This is a genomic window from Cetobacterium sp. (assembly GCF_977044495.1).
Map to the genome: position 1 here is coordinate 1 of NZ_CDRRQU010000021.1, position 25,334 is coordinate 25,334.

Annotated in this window: 28 protein-coding genes and 1 tRNA gene; 24 read left to right on the forward strand and 5 right to left on the reverse strand. The window is 31.6% G+C overall.

Annotated elements, in window-relative coordinates:
• Window positions 1-29 precede the first annotated feature (29 nt).
• The 18 genes from ACWI69_RS06615 (at window position 30) to ACWI69_RS06700 (ending at window position 13,185) form a co-directional block, all read left to right on the forward strand.
• Window positions 30-105 (forward strand) — tRNA-Asn (locus tag ACWI69_RS06615).
• A gap of 153 nt (window positions 106-258) precedes the next feature.
• Entirely contained in the window at window positions 259-609 is a 351-nt protein-coding gene (rplS, locus tag ACWI69_RS06620) for a 50S ribosomal protein L19 (protein WP_448821049.1), read from the forward strand.
• An 89-nt stretch (window positions 610-698) separates the two neighbouring features.
• Window positions 699-1,625 carry a signal peptidase I gene (gene lepB / locus ACWI69_RS06625; RefSeq protein ID WP_448821050.1) on the forward strand — a complete coding sequence of 309 codons (927 nt, stop codon included), beginning with the start codon at window positions 699-701 and terminating at the stop codon, window positions 1,623-1,625.
• A gap of 3 nt (window positions 1,626-1,628) precedes the next feature.
• The gene (locus ACWI69_RS06630; RefSeq protein WP_448821051.1) at window positions 1,629-2,054 is read left to right on the forward strand and encodes a GNAT family N-acetyltransferase; all 426 of its coding nucleotides are present in this window, start codon (window positions 1,629-1,631) and stop codon (window positions 2,052-2,054) included.
• Between the two features lie 25 nt (window positions 2,055-2,079).
• Window positions 2,080-3,513, forward strand: a complete 1,434-nt coding sequence (gene purB / locus ACWI69_RS06635; protein ID WP_448821052.1) for an adenylosuccinate lyase — start codon at window positions 2,080-2,082, stop codon at window positions 3,511-3,513.
• Window position 3,514: 1 nt separating this feature from the next.
• The gene (locus ACWI69_RS06640; RefSeq protein WP_448821053.1) at window positions 3,515-4,030 is read left to right on the forward strand and encodes a Gx transporter family protein; all 516 of its coding nucleotides are present in this window, start codon (window positions 3,515-3,517) and stop codon (window positions 4,028-4,030) included.
• A complete protein-coding gene (gene glmM, locus ACWI69_RS06645; protein ID WP_448821054.1) occupies window positions 4,027-5,385 on the forward strand; it encodes a phosphoglucosamine mutase in 1,359 nt (452 codons plus the stop codon). Before ACWI69_RS06640 ends, glmM begins: the two co-directional genes overlap by 4 nt.
• Before the next feature lie 9 nt (window positions 5,386-5,394).
• Window positions 5,395-6,105, forward strand: coding sequence for a class I SAM-dependent DNA methyltransferase (locus ACWI69_RS06650; protein WP_448821055.1), 711 nt, complete (start codon window positions 5,395-5,397; stop codon window positions 6,103-6,105).
• A 50-nt stretch (window positions 6,106-6,155) separates the two neighbouring features.
• Window positions 6,156-6,341: an AtpZ/AtpI family protein gene (locus tag ACWI69_RS06655; RefSeq protein ID WP_448821089.1), complete on the forward strand. Its 186-nt coding sequence runs from the start codon at window positions 6,156-6,158 to the stop codon at window positions 6,339-6,341.
• Between the two features lie 13 nt (window positions 6,342-6,354).
• Complete coding sequence (locus ACWI69_RS06660; RefSeq protein WP_448821056.1) at window positions 6,355-6,729, forward strand: ATPase; 375 nt, start codon at window positions 6,355-6,357, stop codon at window positions 6,727-6,729.
• Between the two features lie 23 nt (window positions 6,730-6,752).
• Window positions 6,753-7,565 carry a F0F1 ATP synthase subunit A gene (gene atpB / locus ACWI69_RS06665; RefSeq protein WP_448821057.1) on the forward strand — a complete coding sequence of 271 codons (813 nt, stop codon included), beginning with the start codon at window positions 6,753-6,755 and terminating at the stop codon, window positions 7,563-7,565.
• 45 nt (window positions 7,566-7,610) lie between these two features.
• Window positions 7,611-7,880: an ATP synthase F0 subunit C gene (gene atpE, locus ACWI69_RS06670; RefSeq protein WP_185874994.1), complete on the forward strand. Its 270-nt coding sequence runs from the start codon at window positions 7,611-7,613 to the stop codon at window positions 7,878-7,880.
• Between the two features lie 45 nt (window positions 7,881-7,925).
• A complete protein-coding gene (atpF, locus tag ACWI69_RS06675) occupies window positions 7,926-8,432 on the forward strand; it encodes a F0F1 ATP synthase subunit B (RefSeq protein ID WP_448821058.1) in 507 nt (168 codons plus the stop codon).
• Entirely contained in the window at window positions 8,429-8,950 is a 522-nt protein-coding gene (atpH, locus tag ACWI69_RS06680; protein ID WP_448821059.1) for an ATP synthase F1 subunit delta, read from the forward strand. The genes atpF and atpH overlap by 4 nt, the downstream gene beginning before the upstream one ends.
• Window positions 8,951-8,983: 33 nt before the next feature.
• Window positions 8,984-10,486: a F0F1 ATP synthase subunit alpha gene (gene atpA / locus ACWI69_RS06685; RefSeq protein WP_448821060.1), complete on the forward strand. Its 1,503-nt coding sequence runs from the start codon at window positions 8,984-8,986 to the stop codon at window positions 10,484-10,486.
• A gap of 14 nt (window positions 10,487-10,500) precedes the next feature.
• Window positions 10,501-11,352, forward strand: coding sequence for an ATP synthase F1 subunit gamma (atpG, locus tag ACWI69_RS06690; protein ID WP_448821061.1), 852 nt, complete (start codon window positions 10,501-10,503; stop codon window positions 11,350-11,352).
• A 19-nt stretch (window positions 11,353-11,371) separates the two neighbouring features.
• Window positions 11,372-12,775, forward strand: coding sequence for a F0F1 ATP synthase subunit beta (gene atpD / locus ACWI69_RS06695; protein WP_448821062.1), 1,404 nt, complete (start codon window positions 11,372-11,374; stop codon window positions 12,773-12,775).
• Window positions 12,776-12,777: 2 nt separating this feature from the next.
• Window positions 12,778-13,185: a F0F1 ATP synthase subunit epsilon gene (locus tag ACWI69_RS06700; RefSeq protein WP_448821063.1), complete on the forward strand. Its 408-nt coding sequence runs from the start codon at window positions 12,778-12,780 to the stop codon at window positions 13,183-13,185.
• Window positions 13,186-13,211: 26 nt separating this feature from the next.
• On the opposite strand, the gene ACWI69_RS06705 is transcribed toward ACWI69_RS06700, so the two are convergent.
• From ACWI69_RS06705 to ACWI69_RS06725, 5 genes are read right to left on the reverse strand one after another with little or no spacing between them, the layout of a single operon-like run.
• Window positions 13,212-14,597 (reverse strand): HAMP domain-containing sensor histidine kinase, encoded by a 1,386-nt coding sequence (locus ACWI69_RS06705; RefSeq protein ID WP_448821064.1) that lies wholly within the window; start codon window positions 14,595-14,597, stop codon window positions 13,212-13,214.
• Window positions 14,542-15,198: a response regulator transcription factor gene (locus ACWI69_RS06710; protein WP_448821065.1), complete on the reverse strand. Its 657-nt coding sequence runs from the start codon at window positions 15,196-15,198 to the stop codon at window positions 14,542-14,544. The genes ACWI69_RS06705 and ACWI69_RS06710 overlap by 56 nt, the downstream gene beginning before the upstream one ends.
• Window positions 15,199-15,209: 11 nt before the next feature.
• On the reverse strand, window positions 15,210-16,529 hold the full coding sequence (gene der / locus ACWI69_RS06715; protein ID WP_448821066.1) for a ribosome biogenesis GTPase Der: 1,320 nt from the start codon (window positions 16,527-16,529) through the stop codon (window positions 15,210-15,212).
• Window positions 16,530-16,531: 2 nt separating this feature from the next.
• Entirely contained in the window at window positions 16,532-18,238 is a 1,707-nt protein-coding gene (locus ACWI69_RS06720; RefSeq protein ID WP_448821067.1) for a YgiQ family radical SAM protein, read from the reverse strand.
• Window positions 18,239-18,244: 6 nt separating this feature from the next.
• Window positions 18,245-19,852 (reverse strand): putative manganese-dependent inorganic diphosphatase, encoded by a 1,608-nt coding sequence (locus ACWI69_RS06725; protein WP_448821068.1) that lies wholly within the window; start codon window positions 19,850-19,852, stop codon window positions 18,245-18,247.
• A gap of 194 nt (window positions 19,853-20,046) precedes the next feature.
• Between ACWI69_RS06725 and ACWI69_RS06730 the strand changes: the two genes are divergently transcribed.
• The 6 genes from ACWI69_RS06730 to ACWI69_RS06755 all read left to right on the forward strand — a co-directional run bounded on the left by ACWI69_RS06730 (window position 20,047) and on the right by ACWI69_RS06755 (window position 25,333).
• The gene (locus ACWI69_RS06730) at window positions 20,047-20,805 is read left to right on the forward strand and encodes a TatD family hydrolase (RefSeq protein ID WP_448821069.1); all 759 of its coding nucleotides are present in this window, start codon (window positions 20,047-20,049) and stop codon (window positions 20,803-20,805) included.
• A gap of 9 nt (window positions 20,806-20,814) precedes the next feature.
• A complete protein-coding gene (gene acpS, locus ACWI69_RS06735) occupies window positions 20,815-21,183 on the forward strand; it encodes a holo-ACP synthase (protein ID WP_448821090.1) in 369 nt (122 codons plus the stop codon).
• 2 nt (window positions 21,184-21,185) lie between these two features.
• Entirely contained in the window at window positions 21,186-21,605 is a 420-nt protein-coding gene (locus ACWI69_RS06740) for an NAD(P)H-dependent oxidoreductase subunit E (RefSeq protein WP_448821070.1), read from the forward strand.
• 19 nt (window positions 21,606-21,624) lie between these two features.
• A protein-coding gene (prfB, locus tag ACWI69_RS06745; protein ID WP_448821071.1) for a peptide chain release factor 2 occupies window positions 21,625-22,729 on the forward strand; the annotation gives its coding sequence in 2 pieces (ribosomal slippage) (window positions 21,625-21,696 and window positions 21,698-22,729; 1,104 coding nt in all).
• Window positions 22,730-22,802: 73 nt separating this feature from the next.
• Window positions 22,803-24,311: a glutamate--tRNA ligase gene (gltX, locus tag ACWI69_RS06750; protein WP_448821072.1), complete on the forward strand. Its 1,509-nt coding sequence runs from the start codon at window positions 22,803-22,805 to the stop codon at window positions 24,309-24,311.
• Window positions 24,312-24,424: 113 nt separating this feature from the next.
• Window positions 24,425-25,333: a hypothetical protein gene (locus ACWI69_RS06755; RefSeq protein WP_448821073.1), complete on the forward strand. Its 909-nt coding sequence runs from the start codon at window positions 24,425-24,427 to the stop codon at window positions 25,331-25,333.
• Window position 25,334: the final 1 nt, after the last annotated feature.

Below are 25,334 nucleotides of genomic sequence, written 5' to 3' on the forward strand. Positions count from 1 at the left end.
GATAGGAAGTTGCCAATCTTAAAAAATGTGCTTCTTTAGCTCAGTTGGTAGAGCGCACGACTGTTAATCGTGTTGTCGCTGGTTCGAGCCCAGCAAGAAGCGCCATTTTTTTATTTTTTGTAAAAAAGATAAAAAAATTAACTTTAAATTCTAATCTTCTAAATTGACAAAGTTAATATTTTATGATACACTTATATAGTTATTAAAACGAATATTCCGCTTTAATGGAATATTAAATGAATATTCAGGGAGGCTAAAATGAAAGAAAAATTAATTCAATTAGTAGAGCAAAATTACTTAAGAAACGATATTCCAGAATTCAAAGCTGGAGATACTATCGGAGTTTACTACAAAGTTGTAGAGGGTAACAAAGAAAGAATACAGTTATTCGAGGGTGTAGTAATTAGAGTAAATGGTGGAGGAATTGCAAAAACTTTCACAGTTAGAAAAGTAACTGGAGGAGTTGGAGTGGAGAGAATAATTCCTGTAAACTCACCTATGATTGATAAGATTGAAGTTTTAAAGATTGGAAAAGTAAGAAGATCAAAACTTTACTACTTAAGAGAACTTTCTGGAAAGAAAGCAAGAATCAAAGAGATCAGAAAGTAAGATTTCTAAGGCTAAGGAAGAACAATTCCTTAGCTTTTTTCTTTTTTTTGTGTTAAAATATAAACAAACTGACTAAAGGAGTGGATTTTATGAACAGAGAAAATATAATTTTGAATACGATATTTTATGTAATTTTAACAGCATTTTTTATATATATATTTATAAAAGAAAAAAAAATTGTTGCTAAAATAGATAAAAAAAGAACTATATTTGAAAACTATCTTGTTAATAAGTTTAATTTAAGTGGAAAAAAATCTGAAAAAGTTTTGAGAAAAACTATTAAATTAGTTGAAAGTTTGGGAAGTGCTTTAATTTTAGTTTTAATTATTCAAAAATTTTATATAGGAAACTTTTTAGTTCCAACAGGATCAATGATACCAACAATAGTACCTAAAGATAGACTTTTTGGAAATATGGTCATATATAATTTTAAAGCTCCAAAGAGAGAGGATATAATTGTTTTTAAAGAACCTATTGAAGATAAAGTTCTATATACAAAAAGGTTGATGGGATTGCCGGGAGAAAAAGTTCAGATAAAATATGATAGATTATTCATAGATGGGAAAAAAGTATCCGATAGAGAATATACTCCATTGGGGGAGTTAAGTTATAACGAGTGGATAGTTCCTAAAAAAGGGGATACGATAACAATTGTACCGGGACAAAATTATAATGTTGCATTCGAAAAAGAAAATATCGATATAGCAAAAGTTCAAACACTTTTGAAGGAGAATGGAGCATACGTATCTCAATTATTACCAGATGTAAAATTTTTAGTGAATGGAGTTCCAACAGGTATGATACTTGATTTTATACATGATCAAGAAATTTTAAATAAGTTATTGCAAGGGGAGACAGTAACAAGAACTTTAGATGAAGATTATTATCTTGCTTTAGGAGACAATACAAATGGTAGTTATGATTCGAGAATGTGGGGATTTGTAAAAGATAGCAGAATTAAAGGAAAAGCTCTTGTGAGATTTTGGCCATTAAATAGAATAGGATTGCTAAAGTAGAATATGATTATTGTACTAGATAAAGATGACAAAGAAAAGTTAAGAACAATTAGTTTTTTAGAAAAAGATATATTTGCAGAGAGTTACTATCCATTTGAAAGTTTGAAGGAGATGGCAGCGAATACCGAGTACAAAATTTTAATTTTTGATGAAGATGTGAAAGGATACTTAATTTTACATGATTCATATGATGTTTATGAGATAATGAAGATAGCTGTAAGGAAAGAGTTTAGGAATAAAAAAATAGCTGAAAAATTAATAAATTTTTATTTAAATAATTATAAACAAAATTTATTTTTAGAAGTTAGAGAGAGTAATAATGTAGCAATATCTTTCTATAGGAAAATAGGATTTATAGGTGTAGGAAAGAGAAAAAACTACTATTCTAATGGAGAAACTGCAATTTTAATGTCGTTAGAAAGAAATTAATATATATTTAGGAGGAAAACTTATAATGAACAAAGAAATCTATTCGAATCCTTTAGCAGAAAGATATAGCTCAAAGGAGATGCTAGAAATATTTTCACCAAAATTCAAATTTTCGACTTGGAGAAAGTTGTGGTATACCTTAGCTGAAACTGAAAAGGAGCTTGGGCTTGCTATTACAGATGAGCAATTGGCAGAGATGAAAGCTAATATAAATAATATTGATTATGAACTGGCTGATGAAATGGAAAAGAAGTTTAGACATGATGTAATGGCTCATGTACATACGTTTGGGACAATAGCTCCAAAGGCTATGCCGATAATTCACTTAGGAGCAACGAGTGCTTATGTTGGAGATAATACAGATTTGATTCAGATAAAAGAAGGTTTAAATATTTTAAAAAAGAAACTAATTAATGTAATGGATAGCCTTGCAAAGTTTTCTAATGAATATAAAGATTTACCAACACTAGGATTTACACATTTTCAAGCTGCACAGCTAACAACGGTTGGTAAGAGAGCTACACTTTGGTTGCAAAGTTTGATTTTAGATTTGGAGGAGTTGGAGTTTAGACAAGATACTTTAAGGTTTAGAGGAGTAAAAGGGACTACTGGAACACAAGCATCTTTTCAAGAATTATTTAATGGTGACTATAAGAAGGTAAAAGAGTTGGATGAAAAAGTTGCAGAAAAGATGGGATTTAACAAAAGATTTTTGGTGACAGGACAGACGTATGATAGAAAAATTGACTCTGAAATATCTAATTTACTAAGTAATATAGCCCAATCGGCACATAAATTTACAAATGATTTGAGGCTGTTACAGCATTTGAAAGAGATAGAGGAGCCATTTGAAAAGAATCAAATAGGTTCGTCAGCAATGGCATATAAAAGAAATCCAATGAGAAGTGAAAGAATATCATCTTTGGCAAAGTTTGTTATAGCTTTACAACAAAGTACAGCTATGACTGCGTCGACTCAGTGGTTTGAGAGAACACTTGATGATTCAGCAAATAAAAGGTTAGCACTACCTCAAGCTTTTTTAGCAGTGGATGCAATATTGATTATTTGGAAAAATATATTGGAAGGATTAGTAGTTTATCCTAAAATGATAGAAAAACATATAATGGCGGAACTTCCATTTATGGCAACAGAGTACATAATAATGGAAGGTGTAAAAAAAGGTGGAGATAGACAAGAACTTCACGAATTAATAAGAGTTCATTCAATGGAAGCAGGGAAGCAGGTTAAAGTTGAAGGATTAGAAAATGATTTGATTGAAAGAATTATCAATGATGTATCTTTTGATATAGATAGAGAAAAATTGATGGAAATTTTAGATCCTAAGAACTTTATAGGGTTTGCTCCGGCACAGGTTGTAGATTTCTTGGAATCAGAAGTGTATCCTATTCTTGAAAAAAATAAAGAATTACTAGGTATGAACACTGATTTAAAGGTGTAGTATGACAGATAAAAGAAGGAGATATTTAACAGGACTTGTGTTATTAGCTCTATATTTATCACTGATAGAAACACTTATTCCAAAACCGTTTCCTTGGATAAAGTTAGGATTGGCAAATATTGCAACAATAGTAGCTTTAGAAAAATTTGATGAAAAAATGGCAATAGAAATTTTATTGCTTAGGGTTTTCATTCAAGGAATGATGTTGGGGACATTATTTTCACCAAGCTTTATAATAAGTTTGATTTCAGGAGGGGCTAGTACCCTCTTGACCATTTTATTGTTTAGACATAGAGAGAATCTATCGCTGATAGCTATTTGTATAGCAGGTGCTTTTGCCCATAATTTAACACAACTTATAGTCGTTTATTTTTTACTTTTTAGAAACATTAGCATCATGAGTAAGTCAATTTTTATATTTATTTGGGGATTTTTATTTATGGGGTGTATTTCTGGACTGATAACAGGGTATATATGTGAAAAACTACAACTTAGAAGGGAGAGAAAATTACAATGAGAAAATATTTTGGAACAGATGGAATAAGGGGAGAAGCCAACAAGGAATTAACCGTAGAATTAGCATTAAAATTGGGTTATGCATTAGGTTATACATTAAAAAAGCAGTATCCAGATAAAAAAAGAATTAGAGTAATAATGGGGTCTGATACAAGAAGATCGGGATATATGTTGAGATCAGCATTAACAGCAGGTTTGAATTCAATGGGAATAAATATAGACTTTGTTGGAGTTATCCCAACTCCAGGAGTGGCGTATTTAACAGAGAAGAGTACAGCAAAAGCTGGAATAATGATATCAGCTTCTCACAATCCGGCAAAAGATAATGGAATAAAAATCTTTTGGGAAGATGGATATAAATTACCAGATGAAGTGGAGTTAGAAATAGAAGAGTTAATGGATAATGTGGAGGAGATTACAAAAAATCCTATTGCAGGAGATGAAGTTGGAAGATTTACTTATGCAGAGGATGAGTATTATTTATATAGAGATCATGTAATTTCAACAGTGAATGGTGATTTTTCAGGGATGAAGATTATTTTAGATGCAGCTAATGGTTCAGCTTATAGAGTGGCAAAAGAAGTATTTTTAGCTCTAGGTGCAGAGATAGTTGTAATAAATGATGCCCCAAATGGTAAGAATATAAATGTAAAGTGTGGATCAACACACCCGGAGATATTGTCTAAAGTTGTTATGGGATATGAAGCGGATTTAGGTTTAGCCTTTGATGGAGATGCGGATAGATTAATTGCTGTGGATAAACACGGAAATATAGTTGATGGAGATAAAATTATTGCGGTGCTAGCTTTAGGAATGAAAAATAAAGGAAAGCTAAAAAATAATGAAGTTGTAACAACTGTAATGAGTAATATGGGATTTGAAAGTTATTTATCAGATAAAGGTATCAAATTGATTAGAGCTAATGTTGGAGATAGATATGTTCTTGAAAAAATGAAAGAGCTAGGTGTAAATATTGGTGGAGAGCAATCTGGGCATATAATACTTTCAGATTTTGGAACTACAGGAGATGGGGTGTTGACATCTGTTAAATTGGTGGAAGCAATAAGAGACTCAGGAAAAGCTTTAGATGAACTAGTCAAAGAGATTGTAGATTGGCCTCAACTTCTAATAAATGTGAAAGTGGATAACAGCAAGAAAAATCTTTGGAACAAAAATGAAGCGATAGTTAAGTTTATAGAGGAAAAAGAGTTAGAGATGGCAGGATTGGGAAGAGTATTAGTAAGAACATCTGGAACGGAGCCAATAGTGAGAGTAATGGTTGAAGGTAAAGAGAGTGCAGTAGTTGATAGAGTAGCTAAAAAGATTGCTGGAGTTGTTGAAAAAGAGTTGATCTAGGAGAGGAAAATGTATTATAAGAATTTTTCGAAAGTTTATGATAAGTTTATGAAGCATTGTGATTACAATGAATGGAGTGACTTAATAAAAAGTAAAATAAAAGAATCGGGAGTTGAGGGTAAAAAATTACTTGATTTAGGGTGTGGAACTGGAGAAACTCTACTTAGATTAAAAGATGATTTTGATTGTTCTGGACTAGATTTGTCTGCAGATATGTTGACAATAGCCAATAAAAAATTAAAAAATAAAAACGTAAAATTATATTTAGGTGATATGAGAGAGTTTAATACAGGTGAAACATATGATATAATACTGTCACTTTTCGATACAGTGAATCATTTAACTTCACTAAAAGACTTAGATGAGTTAATGAAGTCAATTTATGATAATCTAAATCCTGGTGGTGTTTATATTTTTGATGTTATAAATCGAGAATTTATGGATAAGATGTTTCCAGGTGGACTATATTATGATGATAGAAAAGATATGACTATTATTTGGGAACATTTTAGAGAGAAAGAATTAGATATTATTGAAGCAGTCTATTTTATTAAAAATAGAGCAGGACATTATGAGAAATTGAAAGAACTATACGAGAAGAGAATATTTGAAGAGTTCGAAATTAGAAAAATTATTGAAAAAAATAATTTAAACTTGTTAAGTATTGGTAAAAATGATAGAATAGCGGGGGAAAGATTTTTTTACATGGTAAAAAAATGAGTTTATATCTTAAGGAAGTGAAAATTAAGATGTTTTTTAATAAAGATTTTATGCATTATTTTTCACTGCTAGGGTTCTTAGGATTTGTAATAGTCGGAAATATAGGGGCTTTTATTTTCATTTACAAATTGATAGAAAAATATTTTTTAAAAAGCACACCATTATTTATTTGTTTCGTTATAATCGGTGTATTTAGTGCATTTTATAACGCTTATAAACTAATAATGAAAAAATAAGGTTGAGTGATATATGGATGAGTTAAAAAAAATAATAAAACGTGGAATTATAACTGCTTTTGTAATTTTAGTATATGGAATATTATCAAGAAATAAATATGTCTATATTGGTATGTTTTCAGGAGCGATTTTATCAGTAGTTGGCTTTTATATGATATGTCTTGATGCAAAAGCAAGTTTAGCTTCGAACTCTCCATTTAAAGTTGGAGTAATAGGATATTTGAAAAGATATTTTTTATACGGGATATTCCTAGCACTGGCTACAAAATTTTATGGTTTTCCAATGTTGGTTAGTGGAGTTATAGGATTATTGAATATTAAAATCAATATTTTGGCTATAACTTTATTTAACAATATAAAAAAGTTTAAATCTAAGTATTTAAAATAAACTATTGAAAGGAGGCGAAACTTATGAGAATAGGACCAATAGAGTTTATTACCCCCCCATTGGTAGAAGGGCCTGCAATAATGTTTTATGTACCACTACCGCATTTCTTACACCAGATTCCGTTTTCTATGGAGTACGCTGATGGGAAATTCGGATTGCCAGTTACAATTACTGTAATTAGTACGTGGTTTGTAATATTAGTGTTGACACTTTTATTTAAAATGGGAACAAAAAAATTAGAGATGATTCCGGGAAGAGCACAAGTTGCAGCTGAATCAGTTTATGAGTTTTTACATGGGATTATTCATCAAATGTTGGGAGGATGGACAACAAAGTATTTTTCATATCTAGCGACACTGTTTTTATTTATACTAGGATGTAACTTACTGATGTTTGCACCAATTCCTTGGGGAAGTTTTGAAGATGGAATGTTTGTTATAGGACCCGCATTTAGAGCACCAACAGCTGATCTTAATACGACAGTTGGACTGGCTATGTTAACTACATTTACATTTTTAGGAACTAGCATAAAATTAAATGGTATACTAGGATATTTTAAAGGATTATTAGAACCTATGCCATTTATGCTACCTATCAATATAGTAGGAGAACTAGCAAAACCAACAAATATTTCTATACGTTTGTTTGGAAATATGTTTGCAGGAATGGTAATAATGGGACTTATTTACAAGGCAGCACCAATGGTTATTCCAGCACCATTACATCTTTATTTTGATATATTTAGTGGAGTAGTACAAAGTTTTGTATTTTTAATGCTAAGTATGGTATATATTCAGGGTTCATTAGGGGATGCAGAATGTCCCAATGATAAATAAAAACTAGCAAGATTAAATTTTAAAATAACTAGGAGGTAAATAATTATGGATTTAATGTTAGCAAAAACTATAGTATTAGCAGCATCAGCAATAGGAGCAGGATGTGGAATGATCGCAGGTATAGGACCAGGAGTTGGACAAGGATATGCAGCTGGTAAGGCAGTTGAAGCAGTAGCTAGACAACCAGAGGCTAAGGGAGATATTATTTCTACAATGGTACTTGGACAAGCGGTATCAGAGTCAACAGGTATCTATTCATTAGTAATTGCATTAATCTTACTATATGCTAACCCATTTGTAGGAATGTTAGGATAATTTCTTTAAAATACATCAAATACTTTTAGGAAGGAGGTAGAAGACTTGGCACCAACAAATATGCCTGCAGTATCGATAGATATCAACATGTTTTGGCAAATAATAAACTTCTTCATTTTAGTGTTTATATTTAATAAATACTTTAAGGCTCCATTAATGAAGTTAATGGATACAAGAAAAGAGAAGATTGCAGCTGAATTCTCAGAAGCTCAAAAGAACAATGAGGACTCTGCATTAAAAAATAAAGAAGCTCAAAAAATACTAAAAGACGCTAAAGATGAAGCTACAAAAATAGTTCAATTAGCAGAAAAGAAAGCTGACGAAAGAAAAGAGATTATTATCTCGGAAGCGACTGTTCAAAGAGATAAGATGCTTAAATCAGCAGAGCTAGAGATTCAAAAGATGAAAAGTGCAGCTAAAAAAGAGCTAGAGGTTGAAATGAACCAGTTAGCAGTAACATTAGCTGAGAAGATAATAAAAGAGAACTTTAACTCTGATTTAGAAGCTGCCCTAGCTGACAAATTTATAGATGAGGTAGGGGGAGTAAAATGATAGGAAACCAAATAGGTAAAAGATATGCAAAAGCGATATATGAAGTTGCTATGCAAAAAAATGAAGTTAAATCAGTATACAATGTATTAAACGCTGTAATGGAACTTTATAAAACAGATGTTGATTTCAAAAATTTTATAACTCATCCTCTAATTAAAGAGAGTGAAAAAAAAGAAGTTTTAAAAAAAATGTTCTCAGATTCTAATGACGGACTGGAAATTCTTTTTTATATTTTAGAAAAAGGAAGAATTTCGGATATTAGAGAGATTGTAGCTGAATATGTTAAATTAGATTATGCAAAAAATCAAATTTTAGATGTTGAAGCTACATTTGCAGTTGCTTTAAGTGATGAGCAAAAAGAGAAACTTTCTAAAAAACTTGAGAATAAAACAGGTAAAAAGATAAAGCTAGTAGTTAATGTAGATAAATCTCTAATAGGTGGAGGAATTATCAAAATAGGTGATGAGGTAATAGACGGAAGTATCCGTAGACAATTAGAAACTCTAACACAAAAATAAAAAACTACTTGTAAAATTAGGAGGTGTAATCAGTTGAAAATCAGACCAGAAGAAGTAAGTAATATAATCAAAACTGAGATCGAGAACTACAAAAAGAGTCTTGATGTCAAAACTTCAGGTTCTGTATTAGAAGTAGGAGACGGTATCGCTAGAATCTACGGATTGAGCAGTGCGAAAGCGGGAGAGCTTTTAGAGTTTCCTCACGGAATAACAGGAATGGTTCTAAACCTAGAAGAGGATAATGTAGGAGCAGTTATACTAGGAGACTATACAAAGATTAAAGAGGGAGACGAGGTTAAGGCTACAGGAAGAATTGCCTCAGTTCCAGCTGGAGAGTCTTTATTAGGAAGAGTAGTTAATGCTCTAGGAGAGCCAATTGATGGAAAAGGTGAAATAAAATGTGAAAAATACATGGAGATAGAAAGAAAAGCTTCAGGTATTATCTCAAGAAAACCAGTATTTGAACCTTTACAGACAGGAATTAAGTCAATAGACGGAATGGTGCCTATCGGTAGAGGGCAAAGAGAGCTTATTATAGGAGATAGACAAACTGGTAAAACAGCAGTTGCTATTGATGCAATTTTAAATCAAAAAAATACAGGAGTAAAATGTATCTATGTTGCGATTGGGCAAAAAAGATCAACTGTTGCACAGATTGTTAAAAGATTAGAAGATGCAGGAGCTATGGAATATACTATAGTTGTTGCGGCAACGGCATCTGAACCAGCACCTTTACAATACTTAGCACCATATTCAGGAGTAGCTATGGGTGAGTACTTTATGGATAAAGGAGAGGCAGTTTTAATAGTATATGATGATCTTTCAAAACATGCGGTGGCGTATAGAGAGATGTCTTTGTTATTAAAAAGACCACCTGGAAGAGAAGCTTATCCAGGAGACGTATTCTATCTTCACTCAAGATTGCTTGAAAGAGCTGCAAAATTATCTGATGAATTAGGTGGGGGATCAATAACTGCTCTACCGATAATAGAAACTCAAGAGGGAGACGTATCGGCGTATATTCCTACAAACGTTATCTCAATAACAGATGGACAGATATTCCTTGATGCTCAACTATTTAACTCTGGATTTAGACCAGCAATAAACGCTGGAATATCTGTATCAAGAGTTGGAGGAGCTGCACAGATTAAAGCTATGAAACAAGTTGCTGCTAAAGTTAAGTTAGAGTTAGCTCAATATACTGAGTTACTAACATTTGCACAATTTGGATCAGATTTAGATAAAGCTACAAAGGCTCAACTTGAAAGAGGACATAGAATTATGGAAGTATTAAAACAACCACAATACAATCCTTATCCAGTTGAAGAGCAAGTGGTATCATTCTTTACTGTAATCAATGGATTTTTAGATGATATTGCTATTGCAGATGTAAGAAGATTCGAAAAAGATTTACTTACTCAGTTGAGAAATACAACAACTATTTTAGATGAAATTGCAGAAAAGAAAAGCTTAGATAAAGAGCTTGAAGCTAAAATGAGGGAAGCAATAATAGCGTTCAAAAAGAATTTTAATTAGAGAGAGGTGGGCACATGGCTGGAACTAGAGAGATAAAAAATAGAATAAAAAGTGTTCAGTCTACTCACCAAATTACAAAGGCCATGGAAATTGTTTCCACTACTAAATTTAAAAAGTTCTCATCAATAGTAGCTCAATCAAAACCGTATTCAGAAAGTATAGCTAAAATATTACAAAATATTGCAGCTGGAGTAAAGAGTGAAAGACACCCACTTTTTGACGGTAGAGAAGTTGTAAAAAAAGTTGGAGTTGTTGTTATGAGTTCTGATAGAGGACTGGCAGGAAGTTTTAACAGTAATACATTAAAAGCACTGGATAGACTAATTGCTGAAAATAGTGGAAAACAGGTCTCTGTAATTGCAGTTGGAAAGAAAGCTAAAGAATACTGTGCTAAAAGAAATTATGATGTAAAAGCTGAGTATATACAATTAATCCCAGAAACTATGTTTGACAAAGCAAAAGAGATTAGTGAGAATATCGTAGAATATTATTATAATAATATTTTTGATGAAGTATATGTAATATACAACAAATTTGTATCAGCTTTAGCAAGTGATTTAACAGTAAGTAAATTAATTCCTATAGAAAGAGCAAAAGGAACAGAGAATAAAGCTTATATATTTGAGCCTTCTCCAGAAGAGATTTTGTCATCTCTACTGCCAAAGTATCTAAATATAGAGTTATATACAGCTTTACTGGACAATGCTGCAAGTGAGCATTCTGCGAGAAAAAATGCGATGAAAAGTGCGACAGATAACGCTGAGGATATGATAAAGGAACTAACTTTAGAGTACAATAGAAGAAGACAGGCATCAATAACTCAAGAGATATCAGAGATTGTTGGTGGAGCAGCGGCACTAAATTAAGAATAATGAGGAGGCAATAGTGGAAAACAAAGGTACACTTACCCAAATAATAGGTCCTGTTGTAGACGTTAAGTTCGATGATAAGTTGCCTGAGATTTACAACGCTTTAAAAGTAATAGGTGAGAATGGAAAAGAGGTAGTTCTTGAAGTTCAACAACATCTAGGGAATAACGTTGTAAGAACAGTAGCAATGGATGCTACTGAAGGGTTACAAAGAGGTATAGAAGTAACGGATACAGGATCACCAATAACAGTTCCAGTAGGAAAAGCTGTTTTGGGAAGAATTTTAAATGTTTTAGGAGAGCCAGTGGACGAAGCTGGTCCAGTGGTAACAGATGAGCATTTACCTATACATAGAGAAGCACCAAACTTTGATGAGCAAGGAACAGAAGTAGAGATATTTGAAACAGGAATAAAAGTAATCGATCTTCTTGCACCATATATCAAAGGTGGAAAAATAGGTCTATTTGGAGGAGCTGGAGTAGGAAAAACAGTTCTTATAATGGAGCTTATTAACAACATTGCTAAAGGACACGGAGGATTATCTGTATTCGCTGGTGTTGGAGAGAGAACAAGAGAAGGAAGAGATCTATATGATGAGATGAGAGAGTCAGGAGTTATTGAAAAAACATCTTTGGTGTATGGACAAATGAATGAGCCACCTGGAGCAAGACTGAGAGTTGCTCTTACTGGACTAACAGTTGCAGAGAGTTTTAGAGATAAAGATGGACAAGACGTTCTTTTATTTATCGACAATATATTTAGATTCACTCAAGCTGGAGCAGAAGTTTCTGCCCTACTTGGAAGAATACCATCGGCAGTTGGATATCAGCCAACACTGGCTTCGGAAATGGGTAAATTACAAGAGAGAATTACATCAACTAAATCAGGATCAATAACGTCAGTTCAAGCTGTTTATGTACCAGCAGATGACCTTACTGACCCAGCACCAGCAACAACGTTTGCTCACTTAGATGCTACAACAGTTCTTTCAAGAAGAATTGCATCTTTAGGAATATACCCAGCGGTGGATCCATTAGATTCAACTTCAAAAGCGCTAGACCCAGCAATCGTTGGAAATGAGCACTATACAGTTGCTAGAAAAGTTCAAGAGATATTACAAAGATATAAGGAACTTCAAGATATAATTGCAATCTTAGGAATGGATGAGTTGTCTGATGAGGATAAGTTAACAGTTTCTAGAGCGAGAAAAATTGAGAGATTCTTCTCACAACCATTCGCAGTTGCTGAGCAATTTACAGGAATGGAAGGAAAATATGTTCCAGTAAAAGAGACTATAAGAGCTTTCAAAGAGATTATCGAAGGTAAGCATGATGCTCTTCCAGAACAAGCATTCCTTTATGTTGGAACAATTGAGGAGGCAATAGCTAAGGGAAGAGACCTTATGAAGGGAGCTGAGTAACTATGGTAAACTCTTTTAAGCTAGACCTAGTAACTCCATTAGCAAGAATTTTATCTGAAGAGGTAAATTTTGTTATGCTAAGAACTACAGAGGGAGATATGGGAATTTTACCTAATCATGCACCTTTTGTTGCTGGATTGGCAACTGGAGAGATGAAAGTTAGGAACAATGGACAAGAAAAATTTTACTATATTTCAGGTGGATTTGTAGAAATATCTGATAATATTGTAACAATTTTAGCAGATGAAGCTATGGATGTAAAAGACATAGACTTGGAAGCTGCAAGAAAAGAAGCTCAAATTGCTAAAGAGAAACTAGAGCGAATAGCTGAAGACATGGATATCGCTAACGTTCAAAAAACATTGACTCAAGCATTAACTAAGGTTAAATTGGCAGAGAAAATGTTATAGTAATAAAAAAAACCCGGTTAAAACTGTTAATCGGGTTTTTTCATTATAATTTTAAAGATAAAATAGTGTTCATTGATATCTAGATTATACTTAAATCTATGTAGTTCTAAAATTTTTTTAACTAAAGATAATCCGAGTCCACTTCCTTCAGTATTTTCGTCTAAAGCATTTTCTCCTCTTTGAAAAGGTTCAAACAAATCTGTATTTTTCCTATTGATACTTTTAATAATACTATTTTTAAAAATAATTGTATCCCTATCTAAAACTATTTCAACATCAGAATCTATAGGAGCATATTTCAGCATATTTTGAACTAAATTATTTATAGCAATTTTCAATAGATTATAGTTTGCTTCTATTTTTAGTTTGGAAAGTTTAGTGAGAACCGTAATATTTCTTTCAAATTCAATGTAATCAAATTGTTCTAGTGAATTTATAATTAAATCTTTAACTTCAATCTCTTGAGTTATCATTCTATAGTCTGGAGAGTTTATTTTAGAAAGAGTCAGTAAACTTTCTGTTAAAGTTCTCATCTCTAAAGATTTTTCAAGCATGGTTTTATAGTAATCTTTTTTTCGCTCGTCTGGAACATTATCTCTAGCCAATGCTTGGGAATAGAGACAAAGAACCGAAATAGGAGTTTTTAACTCATGTGAAGCATTGGAAACAAAAAGTTTCAAATTTTCAATGGCAAAAGATAATTCCTTAGACATCTCATTCAAACTATGAGCCAACTCTTCAAGTTCATCTCCGCTGGATAGACTGATATCACTTGGATATTCCAATTTTGCAATTTTTTTAGCACTATTCTTCAGATACATGATATTTCTATTTATTTTTTTGGAAAAAATAGAAACAAGAATACCACTTACAAATAGAGAGAAAAAGGCAGTAAAAATATTGAAAATAAAGATATCGTGGATATGTTTAGCTATAACAGCCATAGAGCTTCGGATACTTAACATATATCCATTGCTTAATTTTTCATAGTAACGAATAAACATTACCCCAGATGTTCCATCAACCTCACCTATCCTAAATGTGGATTCATTGACTTTTAAAGAGTTATAAATTTTTCTATTATTCATGTGTGAGCGATTATTTTGTATAAAATTCAAATCAATTTTGACACCAAAATTATCCTCTGCAAAATGGATATAGTTTTTAAGCTTATCCTTTTCATCAATTAATTTAACAATAGTGTTTCTAATTTCGGTAATATTTTGTTTTTTTCTGTAGATATAGAATTTGTCTAAGAAAAAAGAATTAAAGATAAAACTGGTAATAATTGTTAAAAAAACTATCCCTATTGTCAATAGGAATAGTTTTTTAAAGAAGTTTAGTTTTAGTGGTAAATTAATCGGATTTAAAGACATAACCAACTCCTCGTACACTTTTAATATAACTGTCATAACTCCCAAGTTTTTTTCTTAATCGCTTAATTATAGTATCTACTGCTCTTTCATCACCGAAAAATTCAAATCCCCAAACTTCATTAAGTAAGGTCTCACGAGAAAAAATAATATTTTGATTTCTTAAAAAGAATTCTAAAAGTTGAGCTTCTCTTCGAGGGAGAACATAACTTTCTTCGGGAGTCTGAAGTTCAAAAGTATTGAAATCAAAAGTGATATCTCCAATTTTAAAAAATGTATCACTATCGAGTTTAAATAATTTTTTTATTTTAATAATCAGAAGTTTAGGAGTAAATGGCTTTGTTATATAGTCATCAGCACCTAATTCAAGCCCCTTAATTTCATCAAATTCGTTATCTCTAGCAGTTACCATAATTATGGGTATTTGAGACAGCAATTTTAATTTTTTACAAATCTCCCAACCATTCATTCCCGGAAGGTTTATATCTAATAATACAAGATCAGGTTTTTCTTTGTAGAAATAATCAATTGCTTCATCACCTCTATGGGTTATAATAGTTTCAAAGCCTTCGCTTTTCAAAGAATCTGAAATAACTGTGGCAAGTGATTTTTCATCTTCAACAATGAGAATTTTTTTCATACATAAAATCCTTAACTATTTTTATGCTCAAAAATAACATCAATAGGAGTACCTTCAAATCCAAAAGACTCTCTCAATTTATTTTCAATATATCTACCATATGAAAAGTGAACCAGTTCAGGATAATTACAGAAAAGAACAAATCTAGGAGGTGCAGTAGAGATTTGTGTAGCATAATTTATTTTTACAACTCTACCTTTTCTCGTAGGTGGATTATTCATGATAATAGCATCACTGATAACAGTATTTAATAGTCCAGTTGAAATTCTCTTATTATACTCGGCAAATACAGCTTCTGCATGCTCCAATAGTTTAGTTGTTCTTTGACCTGTTAAAGCTGATACAAATTCAATCGGTGCATAGGATAAGAATGGTAACTCAGCATAAAGTTCTTCTCTCATTTTTTTCATTGTGTCATTTTTCTTATCTGGAATAGTATCCCATTTATTAATAACAATGATGATTGGCTTTTTTTCTTCGTAAGCAATACCAGCAATTCTTTTGTCTTGTTCAGTTAGCCCTTCGCTACCATCAATCATCCAAATACACACGTCAGCTCTTTTTATGGTTTTAATAGCTCTTAAAACAGAATAGTATTCTAAACTTTCTTCAACTTTGGATTTTCTTCTGATACCAGCAGTATCTATAAGAATATATCTGTTACCATCATATTCTATAGCTGTATCAATAGCATCTCTAGTTGTACCAGCTATATCACTCACAATAGTTCTTTCCTCTCCAGATAATCTATTGACAAGAGATGATTTTCCAGCGTTAGGTCTACCTATGATAGCCAATTTAAGTCCCTCTTCTTCCTCATACTCTTCAACTGTTTGATCAATAATATCAACTACTAAATCTAGCATATCTCCAAGGTTAACTTTGTGCTCCCCTGAAATTGGAATTAAGTGTTCAAATCCCAATCCCCAAAAATCATAAACATCATCTTGTTGAGCTTGAAAGTTATCAATTTTATTGACACATAAAATGACTGGTTTTTTCTTTTTTCTTAAAAGATAAGCAACCTCTTCATCCAAAGGATTTAAACCATTTTTTCCATCTACAACAAATAAGATAACATCAGCTTCATTCATAGCAACCTCAGCTTGTTGTTTTATTTTAGTCATCATAAAATCATTGTTTCTAGGCTCTAGTCCTCCAGTGTCAACTAGAACAAACTCTTTTCCAGCCCACTCAGTTTCTCTGTACAGTCTATCTCTTGTAACTCCCGGTTGGTCATCAACGATAGCTACTCTATCTCCAACCAGTTTATTAAATAGTGTCGATTTTCCAACATTTGGTCTTCCAACGATTGCAACAATAGGTTTCAATTTTAATACCTCCTAGGTTTATTTGTTTGAGTGATAATATCTTTTTGTTTTTGTTTTTTAACGTTATCCTTCTCAACAAATATTTTTTTATTGTTAAGTGGATTAATCTCAGTATAGTACATAAGTGTAGAATAAGTTGATGGAGTAGGAGTAAAAATTTGTACCTGCTCTGGACTTATTTTTAGTTCAGAGGATGCGAATCTTTTTAAATCTAACATATCTTTTTCGTTACACCCCGGGTGAGCAGCAATTAAGTAATAAGTTAAAAATTGTTTTTTATCATATTTTTTGTTTAGTTCATAAAAACGATTTTTAAACTCTTTTAGAATGCTTTTTCCCTGTTTTCCCATAAGAGAAAGAATTTTATCCTCTGTGTGCTCAGGAGCAATTTTCATCTGCCCTGAAATATGGTCTTTGATAAGCTCTTCAAGATATTTATCACCAGATTTACTATCATCTAAAATCATATCATATCTAATTCCAGATGCAATAAATATTTTTTTAATTTTGTCTATTGATTTCAGTTTTTTTAAAAGAGAAATCTGTTTAGCATGATCCAGCTTCAAAGCTGGACAAGTTTTGGGATAGAGGCACCTTTTATGCGAACAAGCTCCGTGATTCAATTTTTTGGTACACTCGAGAGCGTACATATTAGCTGTAGGGCCTCCAACATCAGATATATTACCCTTAAATCCTTTTGAATTAGTTATATTTGTAACTTCTTTAATTATAGAGTTTTCACTTCTGGAAATAACTGTTCTTCCTTGATGGACAGCAATAGCACAGAAATTGCATTCTCCGTAACACCCTCTATGTGTAGTAACAGAGTATTTTATAGTGTCCAAAGCTTTAACATGTCCATCTTTTTTGTAATACGGATGAACATCTCTTTCAAAGTCAAGACCATAGATATCATCCATCTCTTGAGAAGTGAAATTTTCACAAGGTGGATTTTGAATAAAATACCTATCGGCGTTTTTTTGATAAATTCCTTTAGCTGTTATGGGATCGCAGTTGTGGTAAAAAAGTTCAAATGCTTTTATGAAGTTTTCTTTTTTTTCAATACACTCTTCATAACTAGGAAGAGCTATATAGCCGTTTTTAGGTTCTTTAGAGATATAACCTATACCTTTAATATTTTTCCAATCTGTATTATTTTTGATTGCTATAGCCAACTCAAGCATAGACTTCTCACCCATTCCATATGAGAGAATATCAGCTTTAGCATCAAAAATAATTGGGCGTCTTAAAGAGTTACTCCAGTAATCATAATGAACAACTCTTCGAAGACTAGCCTCTATTCCTCCTAATACAATGGGAACAGAACTATTTTTAAAGAAACGACGAATTAAATTTGTATATTGAATAGTTGCTCGATCAGGTCTTTTATTATTAATTCCACCTGGAGTAAAATCATCGTTTTTTCTTCTTTTTTTTACAGCTGTATAGTTAGCAACCATGGAGTCCACGCAACCAGCAGAAACTGCCCAATATAAATTGGGCGCTCCTAATCTAGTTATATCTTTATCAGAATTTATATCAGGTTGAGCAATTATTCCTACTTTAAATCCATGCTTAACTAACCATTTGCCAATAATAGCAGTACCATTATACGAAGTGTCCAAATAGATGTCACCAGATACAAGAATTACATCTAAAGAGTTCCATCCTAATTTTTTAACTTCTTCCATTGTAGTAGGTAGAAACATTTAAAATCACACTCCTTGAGAAGCAGCCATTAAGAAAGGAACAACTTGTTTCTTTCTAGATACAACACCATCAACCCATGCAGTATTATTAGTTAAAGTAGTACGGAATCCTCTTTCAACAAGAGTTGAATCTCCAACAACAAGTAGCATAGATCCAGCTTTAACAATATCTGTAATAACTAGCACAGATAAATGATAATCATTTTTTGTATTTGTCTCAGCCATCGCTTTTTCAAGGGATGGTTGCTGATTTAATACCCCTTTAACATCAACAGTATTAACCTGAGAAATAACTAATTTTATGCCATTCATAGAAAATTCTTTTTGATCCATAGTTAAAATCTCTTCAGGAGTTTTGTCTGAAAGAGATGTACCAGCTATAAGCATATCCATACCAAAAGCTTCGTAATTTTCTATACCAGATATAACAGCTAATTCTTTTACAGCTTGGATATCTTTTTCTGTACAAGTAGGAGATTTGAATAAAAGTGTGTCAGATAAGATAGCACTCATCATCAAACCAGCAATCTCTTTTGGTGGTACAACACCAGCTTCTTTATATAAACCATAGATAATTGTACAAGTACATCCAACAGTTTCAGCATTTATTTTAACAGGTTCATTTGTTTCAAAGTTGCCAAACTTATGATGATCAACAACTTGAACTATCTTGGCATCTTTTAAACCTGCAACTGATTGAGTAGCTTCGTTATGATCAACTAAAACAACTTTTTTTCTAGTGAAATTAATCAAATTTTTAGTTCTTATAGTTCCGTAAACCTCACCATTCTTGTCGACAACTGGGAAATTTGTTTGTGTAGATTCTTTCATAATATCTTTAATATCAACTAAGTAGTCATCAGTAGAGAATGAATAGAATTTTTCATGGCTCATAATTGACAATATTGATACTGATTGTGAAATCAGTGGTATCGCTTTAAATAGGGACTTATTAACTCTTAAAATAGGTGTTTTAGAATTTCTAGGTAGAATCACATCATCTTTATCACAGCAAAGAATAATCATATTAACTCCTAAGTCAATTAAATCATCTATAGAGTCAAGAAGCGTTGTAGTAATAACAATATCCCCAGCAGTGATGTTTCTATATTCACTTACACCTTTTAAAGTAGCTTCTATCTTCCCGCAAGGATACTCGCCACTAATAACCTCTCCTTCTAAAACATCTTTTAAATTTTCATAAGTTGTGTAATACTTTGAAAATAATTCAGAATAGTCAATATTTAAGTAGGCATTAGCAATATCTGAAACATGAATCATTCCTCTTAAATGATTTTTGCTATTTACAACAGGTAAACTAGAAAAATTTTCTTCTGTCATTATTTCTAAAGCCTTTTTTAATGAATCTTTATGGTTAATAGTTTTTTTCTCAATACGAGTTAAATCTGATATTTGAGCACTTACTGTTGAAAGTAGTTTTGGTGCATCTATATTAAAGCTTTTTAGAACAAATTCAGTTTCCTTACTGATGTTTCCTAATCTACAAGCTTGGGCAGATTCCCCCTTCAATTCTTTTAGTTTAGCCAATGAAATAGCTGAACAGATTGAATCTGTATCCGGATTTTTGTGTCCAAAAATTAAAATTGGTTCCATGTAAAATACTCTCCTTTTTCTTTATAAGTCTATTAATTATTTTATCATTTTTTTGAAAATAGAACAACAAAATCTTTACTTTTCTTATAAAAAAACATAAATATGAAATAGAATATAGCAGAATCTGGAAAATATACTGTTATTATGATAAAATATATTTAAAAGTTTTTTGAAAAATCAAAAGAGGTGAATGTATGAGATTAGTAGATACACATTGTCACTTAGACAATGAAAAATTTGATGAAGATAGATTAGATGTGATAGATAGAATAAAAGGAAATTTGGAGTTTTGTGTAAATATAGGGTATGATTTAACTAGCTCTAAAAAAAGTTTGGAGTTGGCTAAAAAGTATGATTTCATATATGCTGTAATAGGAGTTCATCCAATTGATATAGCCGAGTATGATGAAGAGATTGAAAAAGAGTTGGAGCTATTAGCAAAAGATTCAAAAGTTGTAGCTATTGGTGAAATAGGACTGGACTATCATTGGATGACAGAGCCCAAAGAGATTCAACAAGAGAGGTTTAGGAGACAACTGGAACTTGCAAAAAGATTAAATAAACCAGTTGTTATTCATACAAGAGATGCTATGGAAGATACTGTTAATATCTTAAAAGAGTACCCAAATGTAACTGGAGTTATTCATTGTTATCCAGGATCTTTAGAGACAGCAAAGCAGTTAGTTGATAGATTTTACTTGGGAATTGGAGGAACTTTAACTTTTAAAAATAGTAAAAAGATAGTTGAGGTTGTAAAAACTATTCCATTGGATAGAATAGTTATTGAAACGGACTGTCCATATTTAACTCCAGAGCCTTTTAGAGGAAAAAGAAATGAGCCTATCTATGTTGAATATATAGCAAAAAAAATAGCTGAAATAAAAGAGATTACTGTTGAAGATGTTGCAAAAATAACCACAGAAAATGCTAAAAAATTGTATAGAATAGGTTAAAATATGGCTATGAAATTTGTAGGAATAGGAAATGATATTGTAGAAATAGAAAGAATATCAAAAGCTATCGAAAAAAAGGGTTTTAAAGAGAGAGTTTTTACAGCAAAGGAGATAGCTCAAATACAGGCAAAAGGGAATAAAACAGAAAGTTATGCCGGAAGATTTTCGGCTAAAGAAGCTATATCTAAAGCTTTAGGAACTGGAGTGAGAGGATTCAATCTTATAGATATAGAGATTTTAAATAATGCTTTAGGAAAGCCTGAGGTAATTTTAAAGGGGAATTTAGATGAAAAAAATGATGAGATTATAGTAGAGATATCGATATCTCATTGTAAAGAATATGCAACAGCTATTGCAGTAATAATGGAAAGAGAGTGAAAATGAAGAAGTTTTATCAAGAGTTAGATAATTATATAGAAAATTTAGAAGATAAAAAAAATGATTATAAGGTTTTATCTTTTATTGTAGATGAGTTAGGATACTTGCCAGATGAAACTTTAAACTATATAGCTAAAAAAATGGATATTTTTCCATTTTCGTTAGAAAGTACAATAAAATTTTATCCCAAGCTACAAAAGGCAAGAACTAAAAATTATGTTCAAATTTGTACAGGAAGAAATTGTATTCAATCTGGATTGAAAGAAAAGTTAGCAAAATTAAAAGTAGAAGTTGATTTTCCAATAGAGGAGAGACACTGCTTAGGAAGATGTGGAAAAGGGAGTGTTTTAAAAATTAATGAGGAGTATTACTCATATGAAACACTAGAGGAATTAGAAAAGTTATTGTCAAATTTAAAGTAAATATTAGGAGGAGTTTTTAATGGATATTTTAGAGCTAAAAAGAGAATATAACCAGTTTAAAAATCAAATAGATGCTATAAGGGGGTCTCTTTGACTTAGATGGTAGAAGAGAAAAAATTACTATTTTAGAGAAAAAAACACTAGAGGATGGATTTTGGAATGATAAACTAACTAGTGGGAAAATAATAAAAGAGATGAATGAAGAAAAAGATATTGTAAAAGAGTTTGAATCTATAGAGAATATGTTTTTTGATGAGGAAGTTTTGATAGATTTTGTTTCTATGGGAGAAGATGATTTCGTTGCTGAGTTAGAGGAAAAACATAATAAACTTACCCATATGATTGATAACTTTGACACTAAAATGCTTTTAGATGGGGAGTATGATGGAAATAATGCCATAGTTACAATCCACTCAGGGGCTGGAGGAACAGAGGCCTGTGATTGGGCTGATATGCTTTATAGAATGTATATGAGATGGTTTAATGCTAGAGGGTTTAAAGTGACAGAGATGGACTATATGGCAGGAGATTCCGTAGGAATAAAATCAATTACCCTTTTAGTTGAAGGAGCGAGAGCATATGGGTATTTAAAAGGTGAAAAAGGAGTTCATAGACTTGTAAGAATATCCCCTTTTGATGCCAATAAAAAGAGACATACCTCATTTGCATCTGTTGATATAATGCCAGAAGTTGATGATGCGGTTGAAATAACAATAGATTCAGGGGATTTAAGAATTGATACGTACAGAGCTTCAGGAGCTGGGGGTCAGCACGTAAATATGACTGACTCAGCGGTTAGAATAACTCATATTCCAACGGGAGTAGTTGTAACTTGTCAAAGAGAAAGATCGCAGTTAAGCAACAGAGAAACAGCAATGAAACTTTTGAAATCGAAGCTTTTAGAGCTTGAAATGAAGAAAAAAGAGGAAGAATTAAAAAAAATTCAAGGTGAACAGAGTGATATAGGTTGGGGAAATCAAATCAGATCATATGTATTTCAACCTTATACAATGGTAAAGGACCACAGAACTGGAGTAGAGTCGGGAAATATTAGAGCTGTTATGGATGGAGATATTGATGATTTTGTAAATGGATATCTAAGATGGTCGAAAAATAAAAACTAGTAAGTAACCTTGAAATTATTATTTATATAGATTATAATATGGGGTACAAATTACAAGAAAGGGAGAGATTATAATGGAAAGAAGAGTAAGAACAAGAATTGCGCCTTCTCCAACAGGAGATCCACATGTAGGAACAGCTTACATTGCGTTATTCAACTTAGCTTTTGCTTATAAAAATGGTGGAGACTTTATACTAAGAATAGAGGATACTGACCAGAATAGATACACAGAAGGTTCAGAGCAGATGATATTTGATGCTTTAAAATGGTTAGGATTAGATTATGCAGAGGGACCAGATGTTGGAGGACCAGTAGGACCTTATAGACAGTCGGAGAGATTCCATCTATACGGAGAATATGCACATAAATTAGTTGAAAAAGGTGAAGCGTATTACTGTTTCTGTACTCAAGATAGATTAGAAAAGTTAAGAGAAAGACAAAAAGCTATGGGAAAAGCTCCTGGGTATGATGGACATTGTAGATCTCTGTCTAAAGAGGAAATTGAAGAAAAATTAGCGGCTGGTGAAGAATATGTAATCAGACTTAAAATGCCTTACGAGGGAGAAACGATAATAAAAGATAGATTAAGAGGAGACATTGTTTTTGAAAATAACAAAATAGATGATCAAGTTTTATTAAAAGGTGATGGATTCCCAACTTATCATTTAGCAAATGTTGTAGATGATTATTTGATGAATATAACTCATGTAATTAGAGCTGAGGAATGGATTGCGTCTACACCAAAACATATTCAATTGTATAAGGCTTTTGGATGGCAAGAGCCAGAATTTATTCATATGCCACTTCTTAGAAATTCTGATAGAACAAAAATATCTAAGAGAAAAAACCCAGTATCATTAAACTGGTATAGGGAAGAGGGATATTTAAAAGAGGGAATTGTAAACTTTTTAGGATTAATGGGGTATTCATTCGGAGAAAATAAAGAGATATTTACACTTCAAGAGTTTAAAGATAATTTTGATATAGATAAAGTATCTTTAGGAGGACCTGTATTTGATTTAGTTAAATTAGGTTGGGTAAATAATCAACATATGAGAATGAAAAATCTAAGAGAACTGACGGAATTAGCTGTTCCATTCTTTAGAAATGCTGGTTTAATTGGTGAAGAATTAACAGAGAAAGAGTTTGATACGCTATCTAGAATAGTTGACATACTAAGAGAAGGGTCACAAACATTAAAGGAGATTGTAGAGCAATCAGAGGTTTATTTTAAAGATGAGTACACTCTACCAGTTGTAACTGAAGAGACAGATAAAAAAGAGATAAAGGGAATTGAAAGACTTTATACAGTTATTCAAGATGAAGCTGGAAAAAAATCGATAAACTTATTTCAAGAGAAAATAGCAGCTTGTGATGAAAATATTTCTATCGATAGAGCTAAAGAACTGTTAAAAGAAACTTTAGATGAAGTTGGAGAGGGACCGGGAAAAGTATATATGCCTTTGAGAGCTGTACTTACTGGACTTCCGAAGGGAGCAGATCTATATAACTTGGTTTCCATCATAGGTAGAGATAGAACTTTAGCTAGAATAGAAAGAATGAAAGAATTATATAATATTTAATGAGAAAGGTGGAGTTTTTTAACTCCATTTTTTAGTTAAAAATAAAAGAAAAATATGAAGGAAAAGTAGTAGAGTAGTAAGGAAGTAAAATATTAAATACATGGGAGGGAAATATGAAAAATCATATTTTGCTTGGTAAATTATTGTTGAATGCTTTTAAAATTTTAGTGAAAGCCCAAAATGATATTGAAAGTGATTTGAAAGATTTCAAATTTATAAATGAGTTAGAAACAGACTTTAAAAATACAAATTTTAAAGAATCGTTCAAAAAAAATTTCTTTACATTATTAATAATAGCGATTCTTCTAGAAAGCAGAGTTTCAAAAAAACATATTATCAGTTATGCTAAAATAGTGATATATCTAAGACAAATAGTAACATCTACAGATAATATTATAGACAGCGAAAATAAAGGTTTAATATTTATAAAAAATTTAAACAATAATATAGTTTCAAATAGTTTATTAATGTTGATTTGTCAAAATTTTTTAACAAAAGAGTGCATAGAATTGAATGAAGGAAAAGATACGGCTGTAAAGAAAATATTCGATAAAATATATCTAATTGCAGTGAGTGAAAGTTTAAGAGATAAATCTCAGTATTCAGAATACCCGATAGAAAAGTATATTTTAGAAAAAATTCATACTGGAATAGGTGGAGAGTTATTAAAAATAAGTTTAGAGGCCCCTTTAGTGATTGAAGATAGTATAAAGTTGAAAGAGTATTCCAGTGGAATATTTGAAATAGGGATGGCTTTACAAGCTTTAGATGACTTCTTTGATATAGAGGAGGATGAGAGAAGTGGGAAAGTAAATCTTTTAAAATCAACTTTACTTTATAATAAAAAAGATGAGGAAATTGTCAAAGAAGAATATTTAAAAAAAGTATCAGAAAATGCGTATAATGGGTTTAAAATCTTAGAAGATAACGAGTTTCCAATCGATAAAAAAGAAGCTAAAAAAGTTTTGAAAAAACTTTTTGAATTGAGAGGTTTGAAAGAATATGTCTCGATTTTAGATTAAG

Bases quoted from the DNA above. Each gene is read 5' to 3' on its own strand.
- ACWI69_RS06705 (WP_448821064.1), bottom strand. From the start codon at position 14,597: ATGACAGTTATATTAAAAGTGTACGAGGAGTTGGTTATGTCTTTAAAT.
- ACWI69_RS06630 (WP_448821051.1), top strand. From the start codon at position 1,629: ATGATTATTGTACTAGATAAAGATGACAAAGAAAAGTTAAGAACAATT.
- atpG (WP_448821061.1), top strand. From the start codon at position 10,501: ATGGCTGGAACTAGAGAGATAAAAAATAGAATAAAAAGTGTTCAGTCT.
- ACWI69_RS06755 (WP_448821073.1), top strand. From the start codon at position 24,425: ATGAAAAATCATATTTTGCTTGGTAAATTATTGTTGAATGCTTTTAAA.
- ACWI69_RS06650 (WP_448821055.1), top strand. From the start codon at position 5,395: ATGTATTATAAGAATTTTTCGAAAGTTTATGATAAGTTTATGAAGCAT.
- lepB (WP_448821050.1), top strand. From the start codon at position 699: ATGAACAGAGAAAATATAATTTTGAATACGATATTTTATGTAATTTTA.
- ACWI69_RS06700 (WP_448821063.1), top strand. From the start codon at position 12,778: ATGGTAAACTCTTTTAAGCTAGACCTAGTAACTCCATTAGCAAGAATT.
- ACWI69_RS06710 (WP_448821065.1), bottom strand. From the start codon at position 15,198: ATGAAAAAAATTCTCATTGTTGAAGATGAAAAATCACTTGCCACAGTT.
- gltX (WP_448821072.1), top strand. From the start codon at position 22,803: ATGGAAAGAAGAGTAAGAACAAGAATTGCGCCTTCTCCAACAGGAGAT.
- ACWI69_RS06720 (WP_448821067.1), bottom strand. From the start codon at position 18,238: ATGTTTCTACCTACTACAATGGAAGAAGTTAAAAAATTAGGATGGAAC.
- ACWI69_RS06740 (WP_448821070.1), top strand. From the start codon at position 21,186: ATGAAGAAGTTTTATCAAGAGTTAGATAATTATATAGAAAATTTAGAA.
- acpS (WP_448821090.1), top strand. From the start codon at position 20,815: ATGAAATTTGTAGGAATAGGAAATGATATTGTAGAAATAGAAAGAATA.
- ACWI69_RS06655 (WP_448821089.1), top strand. From the start codon at position 6,156: ATGCATTATTTTTCACTGCTAGGGTTCTTAGGATTTGTAATAGTCGGA.
- atpE (WP_185874994.1), top strand. From the start codon at position 7,611: ATGGATTTAATGTTAGCAAAAACTATAGTATTAGCAGCATCAGCAATA.
- ACWI69_RS06640 (WP_448821053.1), top strand. From the start codon at position 3,515: ATGACAGATAAAAGAAGGAGATATTTAACAGGACTTGTGTTATTAGCT.
- ACWI69_RS06660 (WP_448821056.1), top strand. From the start codon at position 6,355: ATGGATGAGTTAAAAAAAATAATAAAACGTGGAATTATAACTGCTTTT.
- purB (WP_448821052.1), top strand. From the start codon at position 2,080: ATGAACAAAGAAATCTATTCGAATCCTTTAGCAGAAAGATATAGCTCA.
- glmM (WP_448821054.1), top strand. From the start codon at position 4,027: ATGAGAAAATATTTTGGAACAGATGGAATAAGGGGAGAAGCCAACAAG.
- ACWI69_RS06730 (WP_448821069.1), top strand. From the start codon at position 20,047: ATGAGATTAGTAGATACACATTGTCACTTAGACAATGAAAAATTTGAT.
- rplS (WP_448821049.1), top strand. From the start codon at position 259: ATGAAAGAAAAATTAATTCAATTAGTAGAGCAAAATTACTTAAGAAAC.
- atpB (WP_448821057.1), top strand. From the start codon at position 6,753: ATGAGAATAGGACCAATAGAGTTTATTACCCCCCCATTGGTAGAAGGG.
- atpH (WP_448821059.1), top strand. From the start codon at position 8,429: ATGATAGGAAACCAAATAGGTAAAAGATATGCAAAAGCGATATATGAA.
- ACWI69_RS06725 (WP_448821068.1), bottom strand. From the start codon at position 19,852: ATGGAACCAATTTTAATTTTTGGACACAAAAATCCGGATACAGATTCA.